We start from the raw sequence: 18,250 nt of genomic DNA, 5'->3' as shown, positions 1-18,250 counted from the left end.
TTAATGTTCAAAAAATTCTGGCTACTGCTTGTTACTGGCTTACCTGTGCTCTTTCTGCTATGGTATTTCGTAATTAAAAATGATGATTACTCTATTAAGTTCGAGGCGAAGGCGCTTCCCGGGGAAATAGTTTACAGGATAGATGCTCCTATTTTCGATCAAATGGAGGTGAAAAATTCTGAAATTAAATCTGATTTATCGCAGGTCATACAGGAAGCAGAGTTAAATTCAGAAAACTATGAACTCAATTGGATTATTAAACCACAGAATGATTCTGTCACACATGTAAATGTAGAAATTACTAATAAAAATAATTCTTTTGAAGACCGTTTCTTGTTACTGATAGGCCAAAACGATTTTCAGAAAGAAATGAAAGCTGAAATCGCCTATTTTAAAAAAGCTTTAACCACCAATCGCGAATTATACACACTAAAAATTGAAGGGGAAACTGTATCTCCTGAAAATACCTGTGCCTGTATTACAACCGATAGTAAAGTAGATCAAAAAGCTTTTGAAATGATGAAGACCATAGATATACTTTCAAATTATATCCTGGAGAACAGTTTAGAGACCCTGGGCAGGCCTAGAATCCTTATTAATTCCTGGGATAAAACCACTAAAAATATCAACTTCAGTTTTTGTTTTCCTATTGCAGAAACGAAAACCTACCCGAAGGATTTATTAATTAATATTCAAACAATTCCTTCAGAAAAAGCTTTAAAAGCAAGTTTCCACGGCAACTATATGTTTTCACATAATGCGTGGTTTCATTTACTGGATTATGCCGAAAAGAATAATATTGAGGTAAAATCTGAAAATATGCTGGAGGTCTTCAAAAATAATCCCCAAATGGGGGGTGATGAATCTCTATGGGAAGCTGAAATATATTTGCCTATAGTAGAATAAACTCCAGATTATTTTTAAAAATTTAAAATTATAAAACCTCACAGGTTTTAAAAACCTGTGAGGTTTTATAATTATCCTAATACTACCTAAAACTTAAAGCGACATAGCCTTGCCGCCGCCCAGTTCGTCTAAGGGGCCACAAGGAATGTACTCCCCTGGAATTGGATCGTACCACATTACTTCTTCCCCTATTTGTTCACTGGTTTTGTAAGCCCAAATTCCCATACTTCTCACTTCTTCTAAATAAGCTAAAGTACCTGCATCAGCATCTAAAGTCACTTCCTGATCTTTATCCTGCGGATCCTGGGTTTCTGTATTTCGTTTAGCTATTTCATCTCTTTCTGAAGGTGTTGCTCTAAGGTATTTTGCTACAATTTGCTCATATTCTTCCGCACTACCTTCACCTTCGTCTTTATCAAATTCATTTTTGAAAGCCCTGGAAAAAGCATCGGCCGATTGTTTGAATTTCTCCTGTCTGTCTTCAGGAGCAACCTCTTCCATATAAGAATCTATAAATTCGGCTATATTTAAATCCTCTGCACCCGGAGTATCAGTTGTTGGAATAATAACTTCTAAAACCTGTTTTAACGCAAATCCGTTAGAAGCGCTTAAAAAAGTGGGTTCCCAGTTATAAGAAGGATCATTTTTACAGCTTTGCAAAAGGCTTAATGTACTGGGACCTACAATAATAGCCCCCGCTCCAAGTCCTATGTTTCTTAATGCCTGTCTTCTATTCATAATCCTGATAATTAAGCGTTAGATTTTTTAAAGTTTTTAGAAGCGTGGTCCGCTGCCCTCGCAGTCATTGCCATATAAGTTAAAGACGGGTTCTGGCACCCTGCAGAGGTCATAAAAGAACCATCGGTAACATATACATTAGGAACAGCGTGCACCTGGTTGTTTCCGTTTAAAACCGAAGTTTTAGGATCCCTACCCATTCTGGCAGTTCCCATTTCGTGAATTCCAAGTCCCGGTGCGCCAATATCATCATAACCTTGCACATCTTTAAATCCGCCTTTTTCCAACATTTCTACCGCCTGGTCTACCATATCCTTTCTCATTTGAAGTTCATTTTCCTTAAACTCTGCATCAAAAGTTATTGTTGGCAAGCCCCATTCATCGGTTTTATCGTAATCAAGGGTCATTTTATTCTCGTGGTAAGGCAGAGTTTCACCAAAGCCCATCAAGCCCATAGTCCAGCCTCCCGGCTTTACGATTGCTTCTTTTAATTCTTTCCCATAGGAAGCTTCAGCAATGCCTTCGCTCCAGTCTCCACGGCTCGCACCACCCTGGTAGCCATAACCACGGGTAAATCCTAAATTATCGCTTCCATTTATATTCCTAAAACGTGGTAAATAGATTCCGTTAGGCTTTCTTCCTTTATAATATTGATCTTCAAAACCATCATATTTTCCTGATGCTCCGGCTTTAAAATGGTGATCCATTACATTATGGCCAAGTTCTCCACTATCGTTCCCCAAACCTTCCTCAAATCTATCAGATTTTGATTGCATCAGGATGCTTGTAGAAGCAATTGCAGAAGCGCAAAGAAAAATAACGTTGGCTTTAAATTCTATTTCCTCTTTAGTTTCGGTATCTATAACTTTTACGCCTGTAGCCAATTTGGTTTCAGGATCGTAGATTACCTGATTTACCACAGAATTAGGCCTTAAAGTCATATTGCCGGTTCGCTCTGCCGCCGGTAATGTAGAAGAGTTACTGCTAAAATAAGCTCCGTAAGGACAACCCCTAATACAACGGTTTCTAAACTGACAACTGGAACGACCTTCAAATTCTTTATCACCCGTAATATGCGCAACCCTACCTGCAGTTAACACCCGGCCGTCACTAAAATTCTCGGCCATGCTTTTTTTAAGGTGATCTTCAACGCAATTTAGCGGCATTTGGGGAAGAAACTTTCCATCAGGTAATTGACTTAATCCTAGGTTTTCACCACTAACACCAATATACGATTCAACATAATCATACCAGGGTGCAATATCTTTATAACGAATTGGCCAGTCTACACCGTACCCATCTTCTTTATTTGCAGTAAAATCTAAATCACTTAAACGGTAGCTGTGACGTCCCCACATAATAGATCTACCACCAACGTGATAACCACGCATCCAGTCAAATCTTTTTACTTCATTATAAGGATGCTTAACATCGTCTACAAACCAATGTGCGCTTGCTTTATTAGTGGTATAACCGGTACGTGCTTGTTTTTGCTGGCGTTTTTCTTCTTTCCGGGTTAATTGTCCTTTATATTTATAATCCCAGGGATCATCATTCATCGTTGGATAATCTTCAATATGTTTTACCATACGTCCACGTTCAAGCACAAGGGTTTTAAATCCTTTTTCACTAAGCTCTTTTGCAGCCCAACCACCGCTAATTCCTGTACCTACGACTATTGCATCATAAGTGTCTTTTTCATAATAATTGCTCACTGTACTATAATTAATTAATAATTTAGTTAATCGAATGCCTCCAAATATATAAATTTATGGTTATAATTTTGCTTCTTTAAAAAAAAGTATACTTTTAAGATCTTAAACTATCAGTAAAATCACATTCCAGTAACTCTTAAACGTATTTTATGAACCTAAGACCAACCAAACTTTCTTACTATTTTTTATTCCTTTTTATCTCCTTCGGATTTTTTTCCTGTAAAGATCAAAAAGCTGAAAAAGACAACGCAACAACTGCTGAAGTTAAAATCGAAAAAAATGCTGAGCCATTTTTTAAACTTTCTCTCGCACAATGGTCTCTTAATGAACCCATTTTTGCCGGTGAATTAGATCCAATGGATTTTGCTGAAAAAGCAAACCAAATGGGTTTTGAGGGTATCGAATATGTTAGCAGTTTTTATGGCCAACGCATAAGCGAAGCCAATAATCCTGAAGAAGCAATGAAAAAAATGCTGGATACTTTAAAAGCAAAAAGCGAAGAATTTAATGTAGAGAATGTTCTCATTATGGTTGATGGTGAAGGCGAATTAGCCAGTCCAAACCAGGCAGAACGAAAAAAAGCCGTTGAAAATCATAAAAAATGGGTAGATGCTGCTAACTTTTTAGGCGCCCACTCTATAAGAGTTAATCTTTTTGGAAGTGAAGAACCTGATGAATGGAAAGCTTCAGCTGCCAAAGGTTTAAAAGAACTTAGCGAATATGCTGCTGAAAAAAATATAAATGTTTTAGTGGAAAATCACGGTTATCTTTCTTCTGACGCTGCGCTACTTGTAGAAGTAATTGAAGATGTAAATATGGAAAATTGCGGTACCCTACCCGATTTTGGTAATTTTTGCCTTAAAAGAGAAGGCGGAGAACGCTGGGAAGCAAAATGTGTAGAAGAATACCCAAAATACCAGGGGATAGAAGAAATGATGCCCCATGCAAAAGCGGTTAGCGCAAAATCTTATGACTTTAATGAAGAAGGTGAAGAAACCAGCCTTGATTATGAAAGAATATTAAAAATTGTTCAGGATGCGGGTTACACCGGTTTTATTGGGGTAGAATATGAAGGCGAAAATTTATCACCAGAAGAAGGTATTAAAGCCACTAAAGAACTTTTAATAGAAGTCGGCCGCAAATTAAACAGCAACAATAATTAAGAGAAGCTACAGAAGATAATGAAAAGTTTAACCAGATTTCAGCTATCAACCATGATGTTCCTCGAATTCTTTATTTGGGGTGGGTGGTTTGTAACTTTAGGTACATTTTTACCACAAAATTTAGATGCCTCGGGCGCACAAACGGCTATGGCTTTTTCTACTCAATCCTGGGGAGCAATTGTAGCTCCCTTTATTATTGGGCTAATTGCCGACCGGTTTTTTAATGCCGAACGAATCCTTGGAGTGCTACACCTAATTGGTGCCTTGTTGCTCTATATGATGTTTCAGGCAGAAGATTTCAGCAATTTTTATCCTTATGTTTTAGGGTATATGATTATCTATATGCCAACCCTTGCTTTGGTAAATTCTATTTCATTTTTTCAAATGTCAGATCCATCCAAACAATTTTCCAGTATTCGTGTATTTGGAACCATGGGTTGGATTATCTCAGGACTAATAATAAGTTTTGTTTTTGCCTGGGATTCAGCTGAAGGTCGTTCTGAGGGAATGCTACGTTACACATTTTTAATGGCTGCAGTAGCATCTGCTGTCTTGGGTTTATTTAGCTTTAGCTTACCTAAAACCCCACCAAGCAGCAAAGGTGAAAAAGTTTCTATTTCAGATATCTTAGGACTGGAAGCTATTAGTTTACTTAAAGGAAAAAACTTCTTGATTTTCTTTATTTCTTCCATTTTAATATCCATTCCGTTGGCATTTTATTATCAAAACGCGAACCCGTTCCTTTCTGAAATAGGAATGGAAGATCCTACTGGAAAAATGACTATTGGCCAGGTATCTGAAGCTTTATTCCTATTGCTTATTCCTTACTTCTTTAAAAAATTCGGATTTAAAATAACAATACTCGCGGGAATGCTGGCCTGGACGGTTAGATATTTGCTCTTTGCCTACGGTGATACCGGGGAGCTTGCTTTTATGTTAATAATAGGAATTGCACTTCACGGAATTTGCTATGACTTTTTCTTTGTTTCCGGACAAATTTATACCGATTCCAAAGCGGGGCCAAAAATTAAAAGTGCGGCACAGGGCTTAATTACTTTGGCCACTTATGGTGTGGGGATGCTTATTGGTTTCTGGGTAGCCGGGCAGGTAAGCGATATGTACTTAAACGCCGATGGCAGCCATAGTTGGGAAGAAATTTGGATTTTCCCGGCAGCATTTGCATTTGTAGTTCTTATATTATTTGCTATTTTCTTTAAAGATGAAAAAATAGCCAAAAAAGATATTGAAATATAACCAATCAAAAAATTACTTAAATATGGGTAAAAAAATAAAATTAGGAGTATTAGGCGGCGGTGGAGATTCCCTTATCGGGGTGCTACATCGTGTAGCATCTTCTATGTATGATAAATTTGAATTTGTAGGCGGAGTTTTTAATGCAGAATTAAAAGAAAGTCAGGAGTTTGCCGAAGAACTTGGCATTGGAACCGATAGGGTTTATAAAGACCTGGACCATTTAATTGCGGAAGAGGCAAAATTGCCGGAAGAGGACCGTATAAAAGCAGTTTCTATTCTTACTCCGAACTTCTTGCATTTTCCAATGGCAAAACAACTTTTGGAGAACGGTTTTCACGTAATCTGTGAAAAGCCAATGACCACTACTTACGAAGAAGCCAAAATCCTTGAAGAGACCCTCACAAAATCTAAAACGGTTTTTGCGGTAACCTACACCTATACCGGTTACCCCATGATTCGGCAAATGAAAGAAATGATCGCTGCCGGGGAGCTTGGCGAAATTCAAAAGATAGACGTTCAATATTACCAAGGCTGGATAAATCCAATAATTCACAATAAGGAAGAAAGAAACAGTATTTGGCGTCTTGATCCCGAGAAAGCTGGTATAAGTTGTTGTATTGGAGATATTGGCACTCACGCTTTTGATATGATTGAATATGTAACCGGCCTGGAGTTAAAAGAACTTTTAGCCGACTTGAATTATGTATATTCAGATAATAAACTGGATGTGGACGGTACCGTGCTTCTACGTTTTTCAGAATTTGTAAAAGGAGTGCTTAGATCAAGCCAGATCGCTACCGGGGAGGAAAATAACTTTGCCGTAAAGATCTACGGAAAGAAAGCCGGCTTAAAATGGGAACAGGAAAACCCAAATTATCTTTATAAATTAGAAGACGGGCAACCTATGAAGGTTTTAAAACCCGGTCACGATTATAATTCGGCGCTGTCTTTGGACGGTACTAAACTGCCTCCGGGACATCCTGAAGGAATCTTTGATTCCATGGGAAACATTTACAAAGGAGTTGCTCGCGCAATTAATGGTGAAAAATATCATCCCGCGGAATTCCCTACAATGAAAGACGGTATACGCGGAATGAACTTTATAGAAAAAGTAGTAGAGTCTCACGCTAAAGGAAATGTTTGGATAAAAATAGACGCATAAAAATTTAACAAGATGAAAACAGTAAAAGGACCTGCGGTTTATTTAGCTCAATTTATGGACACCAAAGCACCATTCAACAGTTTAGATGGATTATGCAAATGGGCGGCAGATTTAGGATATAAAGGAATTCAAATCCCAACCTGGGAAACGGCCTTAATAGATTTAACCAAAGCCGGGGAAAGCAAAGATTATTGTGACGAAATTAAAGGTAAAGTAGAATCCTACGGTCTGGAAATCACCGAGCTTTGTACCCATTTACAGGGACAACTTGTGGCGGTTCATTCGGCTTACGATACCATGTTCGATAATTTTGCGCCAGATGAAGTTAAAGGCAATCCAAAAGCCAGGACCGAATGGGCCGTAGAACAAATGAAGAGTGCCGCCCGTGCAAGCCGTAATTTCGGACTTGATGTGCATGGTACATTTAGCGGTTCTCTGTTGTGGCATACCGCTCACCCCTGGCCGCAAAGACCGGAAGGTTTGGTTGAAATGGGATTCCAGGAGCTTGCAAAACGCTGGATGCCTATTCTAAATGAATTTGATGAACAAAACGTAGATGTTTGTTACGAAGTTCATCCCGGAGAAGACCTTCATGACGGAATTACTTTTGAACGATTCCTGGAAGCGACCAATAATCACAAGCGGGTTAATTTATTGTACGATCCCAGCCATTTTGTGCTGCAGCAATTAGATTATATTTCATATATAGATCATTATCATGAATTTATTAAAATGTTCCACGTAAAAGATGCCGAATTTAATCCTACCGGAAAAAAAGGTTCTTTTGGTGGTTATGGTGATTGGATAGATAGAGCGGGCAGATATAGACATCCCGGAGATGGCCAGGTAGATTTTAAAACCATTTTTTCTAAATTAACCGAATATGGTTGTGATGTTTGGGCGGTTCTGGAATGGGAATGCTGTATTAAATCGCCAGATCAGGGCGCTCGAGAGGGAGCTCCCTTTATTCAAAGTCATATTATTGAAGCTACCCAAAAGAAATTTGACGATTTCGCGGGAAGCGAAATTGACCAACAGAAATTAAAACGAATCTTAGGAATTAATTAATCATATAGATATAGAATGAAGAAAATAAGTTTAATTTTAGTATCGGCTGCAGTTATGGCCAGCGCCTGTAAATCTGATAATAAGTCTGATAGAGAAGCTCAGGAGGCAAAAGAGGCCTATGAAGCTGATGCAGCAAATGACACTACAGCAATGCCTAATAACGATGAAAATTATACCGAACTGTTTAATGGGCACAATCTTGATGGTTGGAAAGCCTTTAACGCCGATTCAATTTCAAACCAGTGGCAGGTAGAAGATGGTGTACTTGCTTTTACTCCTGCTGAAGGAGAACGTGAAGGTTCTGAGAATCTAATTTCAGAAAAAACCTATACTAATTTTGAACTTTCCCTGGAATGGAAAATTTCAGAAGGAGGAAATAGCGGAGTTATGTGGGGCGTTCAGGAAAGTGAAGAATTTTCTGAACCTTATTTAACCGGTCCTGAAATTCAGGTTTTGGATAATGACTTGCACCCTGATGCCAAGAATGGTGAAGTTAGACAGGCAGGTGCTCTTTACGATATGATGCCCCCTAGCGAAGACAAAACCAAAAATGCAGGGGAATGGAACAAAACCGTTCTTAGAATTAATCACAAAACCAACAAAGGCTCAGTTAGATTAAACGAAACTTTGGTCAATGAATTCCCGGTTCACGGCGAAGAATGGAGTAAAATGGTAGAAAATTCAAAATTTAAAGACTGGGAGAATTTTGGAAAAGATAGAGAAGGCCATATTGCTTTGCAGGACCACGGTGATAAAGTGTGGTTTAGAAACATAAAAATAAGGGAACTGGAATAAGCAGTAATCTCTCTTTATTAAAAAGCTGATTGAATTTTCAAAGAATTGATTTTTGAATTTCAATCAGCTTTTTTGTTTCAGCCGTTGCCAAACAATTTGTACCTTGAATAAAAACTTATAGATGAAAACTGAAAAAGTGAACTTTAAGAATAAAAATGGAGACGATTTATCCGGTTATTTAGAACTGCCGTTTAACCAGGATCCTCATAATTTTGTGCTTTTCGCCCATTGCTTCACCTGTAATAAAAATTTTTTTGCTGCAAAAAATATCAGTCGAACTCTGGCGCAAAACGGTTATGGGGTTTTACGTTTCGATTTTACAGGACTGGGAGAAAGCGAAGGAGAATTCTCAGAAAGTAATTTTTCAGGGAATATTCAGGATCTTCTGGCTGCTGCAACTTATTTAGAGCAGGAATTTAAAGTACCCAGCCTTTTAATTGGACATTCGTTGGGCGGTGCGGCCGTTTTATTTGCAGCAAAGCAATTGAAATCGGTTAAAGCGGTTACCACCATAGCAGCACCTTCAACCACCGCCCACGTTCAGCATTTAATTCAAAATAATGTAGAAGAAATTGAGAAAAACGGCGAAGCACAGGTAAATATTGGCGGAAGGCCTTTTAAGATTAAAAAACAGTTCCTTGACGATATCGCAAAACACGAATTAAAACCTTACCTGGCAGATCTTAAAAAATCAATTCTAATAATGCATTCTCCCCAGGATACAATTGTGAGTATTAAAAATGCAGAAGAACTTTATATTGCTGCAAGGCATCCTAAAAGTTTTATATCCCTGGACGGATCTGAACATTTACTTTCCAGTAAAGAAGATGCATTTTACGCCGGAAATGTAATTGCTTCCTGGGCCTCCAGATATTTAGAAATGCCGAAGAAAGAAATTCCCGAATCTGAAGCCGATGTTGTGGCAGGATTAGAGAAAGAAGATGCTTTTACCACCCAAATGAAAGCTGGAAACCATACTTTCCTGGCCGATGAACCCATAAAAGCCGGTGGTAAAGATTATGGCCCCACGCCTTATCAATTTCTATCTTCGGGATTGGCTTCCTGTACTTCTATGACGCTTCAAATGTATGCCAAACGAAAAAAATGGCCTTTAGAAGACGTAGAAACCCACGTATTTTATTCCCGGGAACATAGTACAGATTGCAAAAATTGCGAAGAGAAAACTTCAAAAATAGATACTTTTAGAAGGGAAATTAAACTAATTGGCGATTTAGATGAAAAACAAAAACAGCGACTTTTAGAAATAGCTGACCGTTGCCCGGTGCACCGAAGTTTAACTTCAGAAACCAATATTACTACCAAACTTATTTAAAAAATTGGTAAATGAGTTTGTTAACCTATCCTTAAAACTTTGGCTAAGCCTTGGGATAGGCTTAATTTAGTACTGTTTAATCTAAAAACCAATCGATAGATTATGAAAAGAATAAGTTTATCATTAGTATTTTGCGCCTCTTTATTTATAATTGGCTGTAAAAACGACAAAAAAGACAATGACGCTGAAAACGCTGCCGAAACAGAAATGAATTCTGAAATGGAAGCACAGCAAGAAGAGGAAGAAGTTAAAGAAATAACTGTACCTCTGGAGCCTAAAAGCGGAAGCGAGTTAGGTGGTGAAGTAACTTTTACCCAGGAAAATGGAGAAGTGACTATGGAAGCTACCATAACAGGTTTAGCTGAAGGCCAACACGCAATCCATATACATCAGGAAGCAGACTGCTCTGCTGAAGATGGAACTTCTGCCGGTGGCCACTGGAACCCAACTAACGAACAACACGGGAAATGGGGCGATGCTGAAGGTTACCACAAAGGAGATATCGGAAACTTTGAAGTTGATGCCAACGGAGAAGGAACGGTTAGTATGACCACAGATGAATGGTGTATTGATTGTGATGACGATAATAAGAATATTGTTGGAAAAGCAATCATAGTACACGACGGAGTTGATGATTTCACCTCTCAACCTTCTGGAGCTGCAGGCACCAGAGTTGGATGTGGAGTGATAAAAATGTAAGTCTTTTCACATAAGAATTAATAAAAAGCGGCAATTGGCCGCTTTTTATTTTTTTACACGGGAGTTTATCATATTTTTACCCTGCAAGTCATTATCTATTTATGCAACAAGATGCTTTAATTTTAGAACTCCAAAAGGGTAACGAACGTGCCTTTGAGCGTATTTACCATTTGTATTCTGAAAGTACTTACGGAATTATTTTCACCATAATTAGGGACGAAAAAGTTGCTGAAGAAGTCTTGCAAGATGTGTTTTTAAAAATCTGGGAAAAAGCTCCCAGTTATAATTCAGATAAAGGCCGGTTTTTCACATGGATCCTTAACATTGCCAGAAATGCCTCTATAGACAAAATACGCTCTAAAGATTTTAAAAACGATCAACAAAACCTTAAGACTGATAACTTCGTAGATATATTAGAAGCAAAAACTAATTTCTCTGAAGCTGTAGACTCTATTGGACTTAAAAAGTACATAGACGCATTAAAACCGGTTTGTAAAAAATTAATAGATTATTTATTTTTTAAAGGCTACACTCAAAAAGAAACTTCAGAAGAATTAGATATGCCACTGGGAACGGTTAAAACCCGAAACCGCGTTTGTATAGATAAACTTAGAGCAATGGTTGTTACATAATGGATATTCAAAAATACATATCGTCTGGAATTCTGGAACTGTATGTTTACGGCGCTCTTTCTGAAAAAGAAAGTCGGGAGGTTAGTCGTGTCCTAAAAGAATATCCTGAAGTTAGAACGGAAGTTGAAGAAATAGAAAAAGCTTTACTAAGTCTTTCTTCTGCAGCGGCTCCTAATAATGCTGAATATTTAATTTCCTCTATTAAAGAGAAGTTAACCAAATCTTCCTCAGCGCCAACGCCTGTAGCAACTCCGGTTAGATCTATTAATTGGATTACCTATTCCGGTTGGGCAGCAAGTTTATTATTACTTATTGGCCTATTTGTGTTCTTTAACCGAACCAACGAGTTAAGAGAACAATTAAGTGCAGAACGCGCCAGAAATGTCCAAATGGAAGAACAGATTGCCAACGCACGTAATGATGCTGAAAAAGCTGAAGAACTTCTAGCCGTTATTAGAGATAGAAACGTAGAACGAGTGCCTTTAAAGGGCCAGGACGCAGCTCCTGAAGCCTTTGCTTCTGTTTACTGGAACACGCAGGAAAACACCGCTTATATTGATGCAAAAGAATTACCCGAACCACCCCGTGGAAAAGTTTACCAGGTTTGGTCACTTACCATGCAACCACTAACCCCAACCAGTTTAGGCCTGCTGGATGATTTTGAAACTGATGATAATAAAGTTTTCAGCCTTGAAAACCCAAACCAATCTGAAGCTTTTGGAATCACTTTAGAACCTGAAGGTGGTAGCGAAACTCCAACCATGGAACAACTTTATGTTCTGGGCACTGTAGCCGCACCTTAATTTTCAGAATAAAATATTTTAATTGGGTCTGAATTATTACAAAAAATGAAGGTCTCCCATATTTTATAAAGCAAACATTCACATAACCAACCAAAAAAATAGAAATAGAAAACCGGAAGAAAACAAAGTTGTTTTTAAAATCCAGTCTTCATAAATATTTACGTAGAAATAGTTGGTAAAGTTTTAATTTCGTGAATTTTAACATTTTAAGGCTAAGAGATCCAGTTTTTAAAGTCTTTAACCCTTTCCCGACTTACAATTAATTGAAATTCAGTAAAGGCCTTTAGCTTCACTTCTAAACGACTGTTGGTGTAGCTAATAATATCTTCTATACAATCGATATTCAGAATTGATTTTCTGTTAATTCTGAAGAATTTTCCAGGATCCAGGTCTTTTTCCAGATTTTCAAGGGAAACATCTACAGGATAATTTCTTCCGGAAGTTGTTGTGAGATAAGTAGCTTTATTTTCAGAATAAAAACAGCAAATTTCGTTCGTTGAAATAATTTTTAAATGCTGCCCAACCTGAATGGTAAAACGGGTTTTATATTCTGGCTTACTGCCGGTTTCAAGAATTCTTCTAAAAGCATTAAAATCAATCTGCGGATTGTTCTTCTGGTAATTTTCCCTGAATTTATTTACGGCATTTTCCAATTCTTCTACATCTATTGGCTTCAGCAGGTAATCTACACTATTCAGTTTAAAAGCTTTAAGGGCATATTCATCGTAAGCCGTGGTAAAAATAACTGCGCTGTTAATTTTCACCTTTTCAAATATTTCAAAAGAAATGCCGTCACTAAGTTGAATATCAAGAAAAACAAGATTGGGTTCAGGGTTTTCTTTAAACCAGGCGATCCCTTCTTTTACTGAATGCAACATGGTATTCACTTCTAAATCGAGCTTTTTCAGCATTCTTTGCAAACGGCGGGCGGCAGGCTTTTCGTCTTCAACAATTACTATTTCCATTATTCCCAGCGTTGTTTTTCTTCTTTTTCCATATACTCTCTAATTTTTCGCTCTTCCCAGCGCTTATCGAACATTGGGTTCAATCTAAAAGCTTTTAAAGCATCAAATGCCAAACCTATTCCCCAACCGCCTACAACCCATAAAAACCAGGGATATTCCCATTGATTTGAATAGTAATTGATTCCGGCTAAAAACAAATTCACTAAAATATAGGAGAATAAATGATTGTAGAATTCACGTAATTCTTTAACCCGTTCCCGGGCTTTTAAATATTTATCTTCTGAAGTTTCCATAATTAGTTGATTTTATCTTTTTGCATTAATTCTTTAATTTTTCGCTCTTCCCAATTCTTACCCAGCAAGAGATTATAATTGAAAACGGATAGGCCGTGAAAAAACACGCCTATTCCCCAGCCAATCGCCGGAAAAATAGCCCAAACAAAACCGCGGTAGGTGAGATAATTAAACAAGGCCAGCACAGGAATTATAATTAAGTAAGAAGTTAAATTTGCATAGAACTCGCGTTCTGCTTTTACTTGTTTTTTTGCGCGCAAATAAGCGTCCTGTTCGGCATACACCGGTGGTTTCTCTTCCATTTTTACAATCTTGGTTAATAGCGGTAATTTTACGCTGAAAATGTTATTTGAATTATCTATTTGAACTTTCCTGTCGGTTAGTAAATTATAGCGCTGTTTAATATTTGAAAGCCCTACTCCACTGCCCCGCTTAAGAATTGCTTTGGGCTGAAGATTATTTTTTACCACCAAATTTCTATCTTCTTCTACAATGCTAATCTCTAATGGATTTTCAGAATTTACCGTGTTGTGTTTTATAGTGTTTTCTAACAGCAACTGAAGCGAAAGCGGGACAACTTTAGATTCGGGGTTTTTTAAAGCTGAAGGAAAATTGAAAACAATGGCATCTTCAAAACGCATTTTCAACAAATCCATATAGGTTTTAGCGAATTTTAATTCTTCCTCTAGATCAACCAGTTCTTTGTTTTTTTGTTCTAAAACATAGCGGTAAACCTTAGAAAGCGCACTGGTAAACTTTTGTGCCTGTTCCGGGTTTTCATCAATTAAAGCACTTAAAACATTTAAACTATTAAATAAGAAATGCGGATCTAACTGATTTTTAAGCGCATCAAATTTAGCCGAAGCTGTACCGGCGATTATCTTTTGCTCCTTTACTTTCTTTTCCTGTAAAGCTTTGTAGAAATAAATAAGATGAAAAAACAGGGAAATAATAGTGGTAAAAAGCAAAGGAAAAAGATAAAAAGACATTCTTTCGTTGCTCAAAAATTCCTGAAATGGGACTCCATCATAAACTACGTGATGCAATAAGCGACAAAAAAAGAAACCTATTAAGGTTAGAACCACAGAGCCAAAAGAGCCTAAAAGTACTTTTTTTAAGGTTGCATTTTCCCAGCTAATTTTCGCTCCAAACCACCAGAAATAACTTGCATTTATAAAGGTGAGAATAAAACTGTAGGAAAAATATAGCAGCCAGGTTTCCAGCTCCAGGAAAATTTCAAGATTAAATTCGCTAAAAAGTATTTCAAGAAAAACCACCATGGCGGTTATCACCAAACTAATCTTTAATATTTTCAGGAATAGTTTCATCAATTTTTATTTACAGGACGAAGATGCGAGAAAGTCATTTTTTTTACTAATTATAATTTCTGAATTGTAGAAAACTTAAACTGAATTGTAATTTTTTCTTTAGAACCGATTTAAACTATAAAGAAAACGCACGATTTTATTTTCGTTAACTTATAAATCTATAATTTCGATACAAAACCGATACTAAATTATGAATATTTTTGAAGCATTACGCCAGGAACACGAAATACAACGTGATCTCGTTGCAAAATTGGTAGAAACCCACGGCGATACCGAAGAAAGAAAAAAGATCTTTGAACAGTTAAAACACGAATTAAAAATTCACGCTGATGCCGAAGAAAGGCATTTTTATATTCCATTAATCAAGAAAGATCTTACCCAGGAAAAAGCCAGGCACAGTGTAGCTGAACATCACGAAATGGATGAACTTATAGAAGAATTAGAAGATACAGAAATGGACGCTTCTAATTGGCTAAAAATAGCCAAAGAGCTCGAGCATAAGGTGACTCATCATTTAGATGAAGAAGAGCAGGAAGTTTTTCAAATGGCAGGAAAAGCTCTAACCGAGAATCAGAAAACGAGCCTTGGAGAAGATTATAATAAAGCAATAAAGAAAATGAGGTAATGACCTGCCTGAAGGGACGGGCAGGTTCAAGTTGACAATTCTAATTTAAAATGCAGTTAAGTGACAATTTTCACTTAACTGCATTTTAAATTTATATTTCTTCTTTGTCTACTTTCATTTGTTTTTCATAACCTTTAAATGGCCTGATAATTAACCGTGCGGCTTTATCATAATTCCAATAGTTATAAAGCCAGTTAAAGAAAGTTACCAGTCGGTTTCTGAAGCCAATAAGAAACCAAAGATGAACAAACATCCAGATAAACCAGGCGAAAAATCCGCCGAAGGAGCCTTGTTCCAAATCTACAACCGCACGGTTTCTACCCACAGTGGCCATAGTACCTTTATCTTTATATTTAAAGGCTTCCAGTTTTTTACCATCCAGAATATTCATAATATTTTTAGCCAAATGTTTCCCCTGCTGAATAGCCGGTTGAGCTACCATAGGATGTCCTTTTGGATAAGCTTCAGTTTGCATTAAAGCGATATCTCCTATTGCAAAAATATTTTCATATCCTTTAACCTGGTTAAAGGCATTCACTTCATATCTATTCGCTTTTTCTACCATGGCTTCGGCTTTTAAGCCTTTAACCGGCGCACCGGTTACCCCGGCAGCCCAAATAAAAGTTTCGGTTTTAAGGGAGAGGTCTGTGTTGGTGGTTACTAAATGCCCGTCATATTCTTCTACCATAGTATTTAAATGAACTTTTACACCAAGCTCTTCCAAAAATGCGTGGGCTTTTCTAGAAGCTTTTTCGCTCATAGGCGGTAAAACCCTGTCCAGTCCTTCCAAAAGATGAATATTCATCTCGTTAGGATTAATATCGGGATAATCATTGGGAACTATATGATTCTTTAATTCAGCAATTGCGCCACTAAGCTCTACACCCGTGGGTCCCGCTCCTACTAAAACGAAGTTAAGCAGTGCTTTTCGTTTCTCAGGATCATCGGTAATTACGGCCTGTTCTAAATTTTCCAGAATTAAACTTCTAATATTCAATGCCTGCGGAACGGTTTTCATCCACATCCCATTCTTTTCGATACTTTCATTACCGAAGAAATTAGTTTTAGAACCGGTAGCTATCACGAGGTAATCATAAATTAAATCGCCAATAGTAGTTTCAATATAACTTTTTTCGGTATTTATAGATTTTACCTCGGCCATCCTAAAAATACATTTCTTACTATTTCGTGTAATTTTACGCATAGGATAGGCAATAGAATCTGGCTCTAAACCAGAAGTAGAAACCTGGTATAGCAAAGGCTGAAAAGTATGATAGTTATGACGGTCTAAAATCACGGTTTGTACGTCTTCACCAATTAATTTTCTTACCATTGCCATTCCAGCAAAACCGCCACCAATAATAACGACTCTGGGTAAATTTGTTCTTGGAATATTCATAAAGTTGGTTTTACTCGATAATCGAGATTTAAATTACCCCCTTTTACGGAGGTAGTGCACTCAAATTTAAGTTTTCTCTTGCTTTGGCTGAAAAAATACGGCTGCATTAACTATACTTTATACTTTTTTGTAACATTGCAGCCTCTTATACTACATATAAGAGCTAACCAATTATTGTGGATAAGGAATTAGAACATCAGTTTGTAAAAAACCTGGAGAAACACCAGAATATTGCGCATAAAATTTGCCGCATTTATACTAATGATCAGGATTCCCACAACGACCTATTTCAGGAAATTACCATTCAACTGTGGAAAGCTTACCCCAAGTTTAGGGGTGAAGCAAAATTTAGCACCTGGATGTACAGGGTTGCCTTAAATACTGCCATCACTTTATACCGAAAGAAAAAAAGAAGTATAAAAACGCAGGATTTTGATAGCGTAGATTTTAAAATTAAAGCCGAAGAATATGACGATGAGACCGAGCAACAATTAAAAGTAATGTATGCTGCAATTCAGGAGTTAAACGATATTGAAAAAGCACTCGTATTTTTATATCTCGAAGATAAAAATTACAGGGACATATCAGAAACCCTTGGGATTACTGAAGTTAATGCAAGAGTGAAGATGAACAGGGTGAAAACTAAGTTAAAAAATATTTTAAATCCGTAGAGAATAATGGATGGACTGGATTTATTAAAAAAAGACTGGAAAAAACGGGAAGGTAATATTCCCCAGCTTTCCTACGACGAAATTTATAAGATGCTGTGGAAGCGCTCATCTTCAATTGTAAAATGGATTTTTGTAATTAGTATTCTTGAATTTCTATTCTGGGCACTTATTACAATTTTCTGGGCAGATCACGAATATTGGGCAGAAATGGAGCGTATTCATTTAAAAGAGTTTACTGTAGTAACTTACGTGATTAATTATGGAATCTCCTTTTTCTTTATCTATTGCTTTTATAAGAATTACCGAAGAATATCTTCTACAGATAATGTGGCGAAATTGATTAAAAACATTTTACGCACAAGAAAAACAGTAAAATACTATATAGGTTATATATTAATTTCCACAGCCCTAATTACACTTATTTATACTTACTTTTTTATGAATTATCACGCGTCTACTACCGTGGTTGAAGATGTTGAAAAGTATAGTTTTACACCGCTACAATGGTTAATGTTTGCCGGAATAATTTTAGGTGGTTTAGCAGTTTTCCTCGGATTTATATGGTTATTCTACCGGGTTATCTACGGAATTCTCCTAAGACGCTTAAATAAAAATTACAAAGAATTGAAAAAATTGGAGATTTAAATAAATCATCCTGAACTGATGTCAGGGTCGATTTTAGCTTAGATTCTGAAACCAGT

19 protein-coding genes are annotated in these 18,250 nt (G+C 37.0%); 13 read left to right on the top strand and 6 right to left on the bottom strand.

Annotation, left to right across the window (positions count from 1 at the left end; genetic code table 11):
- Positions 1 to 3 precede the first annotated feature (3 nt).
- Positions 4 to 906 carry a GyrI-like domain-containing protein gene (locus B5X53_RS13005; RefSeq protein WP_079713656.1) on the top strand — a complete coding sequence of 301 codons (903 nt, stop codon included), beginning with the start codon at positions 4 to 6 and terminating at the stop codon, positions 904 to 906.
- Positions 907 to 999: 93 nt separating this feature from the next.
- On the opposite strand, the gene B5X53_RS13000 is transcribed toward B5X53_RS13005, so the two are convergent.
- The gene (locus tag B5X53_RS13000; protein ID WP_079713655.1) at positions 1,000 to 1,644 is read right to left on the bottom strand and encodes a gluconate 2-dehydrogenase subunit 3 family protein; all 645 of its coding nucleotides are present in this window, start codon (positions 1,642 to 1,644) and stop codon (positions 1,000 to 1,002) included.
- A gap of 11 nt (positions 1,645 to 1,655) precedes the next feature.
- Complete coding sequence (locus tag B5X53_RS12995; RefSeq protein WP_079713654.1) at positions 1,656 to 3,359, bottom strand: GMC oxidoreductase; 1,704 nt, start codon at positions 3,357 to 3,359, stop codon at positions 1,656 to 1,658.
- A gap of 149 nt (positions 3,360 to 3,508) precedes the next feature.
- Between B5X53_RS12995 and B5X53_RS12990 the strand changes: the two genes are divergently transcribed.
- The 9 genes from B5X53_RS12990 to B5X53_RS12950 all read left to right on the top strand — a co-directional run bounded on the left by B5X53_RS12990 (position 3,509) and on the right by B5X53_RS12950 (position 12,268).
- A complete protein-coding gene (locus B5X53_RS12990; protein WP_079713653.1) occupies positions 3,509 to 4,522 on the top strand; it encodes a sugar phosphate isomerase/epimerase family protein in 1,014 nt (337 codons plus the stop codon).
- Positions 4,523 to 4,540: 18 nt separating this feature from the next.
- Positions 4,541 to 5,776, top strand: a complete 1,236-nt coding sequence (locus tag B5X53_RS12985) for a nucleoside permease (RefSeq protein ID WP_079713652.1) — start codon at positions 4,541 to 4,543, stop codon at positions 5,774 to 5,776.
- Between the two features lie 22 nt (positions 5,777 to 5,798).
- Positions 5,799 to 6,938, top strand: a complete 1,140-nt coding sequence (locus tag B5X53_RS12980; RefSeq protein WP_079713695.1) for a Gfo/Idh/MocA family protein — start codon at positions 5,799 to 5,801, stop codon at positions 6,936 to 6,938.
- A gap of 12 nt (positions 6,939 to 6,950) precedes the next feature.
- Positions 6,951 to 8,006, top strand: coding sequence for a sugar phosphate isomerase/epimerase family protein (locus B5X53_RS12975; protein WP_079713651.1), 1,056 nt, complete (start codon positions 6,951 to 6,953; stop codon positions 8,004 to 8,006).
- Positions 8,007 to 8,021: 15 nt separating this feature from the next.
- On the top strand, positions 8,022 to 8,801 hold the full coding sequence (locus B5X53_RS12970; RefSeq protein WP_079713650.1) for a 3-keto-disaccharide hydrolase: 780 nt from the start codon (positions 8,022 to 8,024) through the stop codon (positions 8,799 to 8,801).
- A 121-nt stretch (positions 8,802 to 8,922) separates the two neighbouring features.
- Entirely contained in the window at positions 8,923 to 10,134 is a 1,212-nt protein-coding gene (locus B5X53_RS12965) for a bifunctional alpha/beta hydrolase/OsmC family protein (RefSeq protein WP_079713649.1), read from the top strand.
- Positions 10,135 to 10,236: 102 nt separating this feature from the next.
- Entirely contained in the window at positions 10,237 to 10,833 is a 597-nt protein-coding gene (locus B5X53_RS12960; RefSeq protein ID WP_079713648.1) for a superoxide dismutase family protein, read from the top strand.
- Positions 10,834 to 10,934: 101 nt separating this feature from the next.
- Complete coding sequence (locus B5X53_RS12955) at positions 10,935 to 11,465, top strand: RNA polymerase sigma factor (RefSeq protein WP_079713647.1); 531 nt, start codon at positions 10,935 to 10,937, stop codon at positions 11,463 to 11,465.
- Positions 11,465 to 12,268 carry an anti-sigma factor gene (locus B5X53_RS12950; RefSeq protein ID WP_079713646.1) on the top strand — a complete coding sequence of 268 codons (804 nt, stop codon included), beginning with the start codon at positions 11,465 to 11,467 and terminating at the stop codon, positions 12,266 to 12,268. The genes B5X53_RS12955 and B5X53_RS12950 overlap by 1 nt, the downstream gene beginning before the upstream one ends.
- Before the next feature lie 212 nt (positions 12,269 to 12,480).
- On the opposite strand, the gene B5X53_RS12945 is transcribed toward B5X53_RS12950, so the two are convergent.
- From B5X53_RS12945 to B5X53_RS12935, 3 genes are read right to left on the bottom strand one after another with little or no spacing between them, the layout of a single operon-like run.
- Positions 12,481 to 13,233 carry a LytR/AlgR family response regulator transcription factor gene (locus B5X53_RS12945; protein ID WP_079713645.1) on the bottom strand — a complete coding sequence of 251 codons (753 nt, stop codon included), beginning with the start codon at positions 13,231 to 13,233 and terminating at the stop codon, positions 12,481 to 12,483.
- On the bottom strand, positions 13,233 to 13,526 hold the full coding sequence (locus B5X53_RS12940; protein WP_079713644.1) for a 2TM domain-containing protein: 294 nt from the start codon (positions 13,524 to 13,526) through the stop codon (positions 13,233 to 13,235). The genes B5X53_RS12945 and B5X53_RS12940 overlap by 1 nt, the downstream gene beginning before the upstream one ends.
- Before the next feature lie 2 nt (positions 13,527 to 13,528).
- Positions 13,529 to 14,854, bottom strand: a complete 1,326-nt coding sequence (locus tag B5X53_RS12935) for a histidine kinase (protein WP_079713643.1) — start codon at positions 14,852 to 14,854, stop codon at positions 13,529 to 13,531.
- A gap of 190 nt (positions 14,855 to 15,044) precedes the next feature.
- Here B5X53_RS12935 and B5X53_RS12930 point away from each other — a divergent pair, with 190 nt between their 5' ends.
- Positions 15,045 to 15,479: a hemerythrin domain-containing protein gene (locus B5X53_RS12930; protein WP_079713642.1), complete on the top strand. Its 435-nt coding sequence runs from the start codon at positions 15,045 to 15,047 to the stop codon at positions 15,477 to 15,479.
- Between the two features lie 91 nt (positions 15,480 to 15,570).
- Here the strand turns inward: B5X53_RS12930 and B5X53_RS12925 are convergent, their stop codons facing one another.
- Positions 15,571 to 16,878 (bottom strand): NAD(P)/FAD-dependent oxidoreductase, encoded by a 1,308-nt coding sequence (locus B5X53_RS12925; RefSeq protein WP_079713641.1) that lies wholly within the window; start codon positions 16,876 to 16,878, stop codon positions 15,571 to 15,573.
- A gap of 176 nt (positions 16,879 to 17,054) precedes the next feature.
- Between B5X53_RS12925 and B5X53_RS12920 the strand changes: the two genes are divergently transcribed.
- Complete coding sequence (locus B5X53_RS12920) at positions 17,055 to 17,549, top strand: RNA polymerase sigma factor (RefSeq protein ID WP_079713640.1); 495 nt, start codon at positions 17,055 to 17,057, stop codon at positions 17,547 to 17,549.
- A gap of 6 nt (positions 17,550 to 17,555) precedes the next feature.
- The gene (locus B5X53_RS12915) at positions 17,556 to 18,194 is read left to right on the top strand and encodes a hypothetical protein (RefSeq protein ID WP_079713639.1); all 639 of its coding nucleotides are present in this window, start codon (positions 17,556 to 17,558) and stop codon (positions 18,192 to 18,194) included.
- Positions 18,195 to 18,250 lie beyond the last annotated feature (56 nt).

The sequence above is a fragment of the Salegentibacter salinarum genome, assembly GCF_900168115.1.
In the GTDB taxonomy this organism is placed as follows: Bacteria; Bacteroidota; Bacteroidia; order Flavobacteriales; family Flavobacteriaceae; genus Salegentibacter; species Salegentibacter salinarum.
This window is presented reverse-complemented; position numbering and strand designations above follow the sequence as displayed.

Coding starts and splice junctions, on each gene's coding strand:
- B5X53_RS13005 (WP_079713656.1), top strand. CDS start 4: ATGTTCAAAAAATTCTGGCTACTGCTTGTTACTGGCTTACCTGTGCTC.
- B5X53_RS13000 (WP_079713655.1), bottom strand. CDS start 1,644: ATGAATAGAAGACAGGCATTAAGAAACATAGGACTTGGAGCGGGGGCT.
- B5X53_RS12990 (WP_079713653.1), top strand. CDS start 3,509: ATGAACCTAAGACCAACCAAACTTTCTTACTATTTTTTATTCCTTTTT.
- B5X53_RS12985 (WP_079713652.1), top strand. CDS start 4,541: ATGAAAAGTTTAACCAGATTTCAGCTATCAACCATGATGTTCCTCGAA.
- B5X53_RS12980 (WP_079713695.1), top strand. CDS start 5,799: ATGGGTAAAAAAATAAAATTAGGAGTATTAGGCGGCGGTGGAGATTCC.
- B5X53_RS12975 (WP_079713651.1), top strand. CDS start 6,951: ATGAAAACAGTAAAAGGACCTGCGGTTTATTTAGCTCAATTTATGGAC.
- B5X53_RS12970 (WP_079713650.1), top strand. CDS start 8,022: ATGAAGAAAATAAGTTTAATTTTAGTATCGGCTGCAGTTATGGCCAGC.
- B5X53_RS12965 (WP_079713649.1), top strand. CDS start 8,923: ATGAAAACTGAAAAAGTGAACTTTAAGAATAAAAATGGAGACGATTTA.
- B5X53_RS12960 (WP_079713648.1), top strand. CDS start 10,237: ATGAAAAGAATAAGTTTATCATTAGTATTTTGCGCCTCTTTATTTATA.
- B5X53_RS12955 (WP_079713647.1), top strand. CDS start 10,935: ATGCAACAAGATGCTTTAATTTTAGAACTCCAAAAGGGTAACGAACGT.
- B5X53_RS12950 (WP_079713646.1), top strand. CDS start 11,465: ATGGATATTCAAAAATACATATCGTCTGGAATTCTGGAACTGTATGTT.
- B5X53_RS12945 (WP_079713645.1), bottom strand. CDS start 13,233: ATGGAAATAGTAATTGTTGAAGACGAAAAGCCTGCCGCCCGCCGTTTG.
- B5X53_RS12940 (WP_079713644.1), bottom strand. CDS start 13,526: ATGGAAACTTCAGAAGATAAATATTTAAAAGCCCGGGAACGGGTTAAA.
- B5X53_RS12935 (WP_079713643.1), bottom strand. CDS start 14,854: ATGAAACTATTCCTGAAAATATTAAAGATTAGTTTGGTGATAACCGCC.
- B5X53_RS12930 (WP_079713642.1), top strand. CDS start 15,045: ATGAATATTTTTGAAGCATTACGCCAGGAACACGAAATACAACGTGAT.
- B5X53_RS12925 (WP_079713641.1), bottom strand. CDS start 16,878: ATGAATATTCCAAGAACAAATTTACCCAGAGTCGTTATTATTGGTGGC.
- B5X53_RS12915 (WP_079713639.1), top strand. CDS start 17,556: ATGGATGGACTGGATTTATTAAAAAAAGACTGGAAAAAACGGGAAGGT.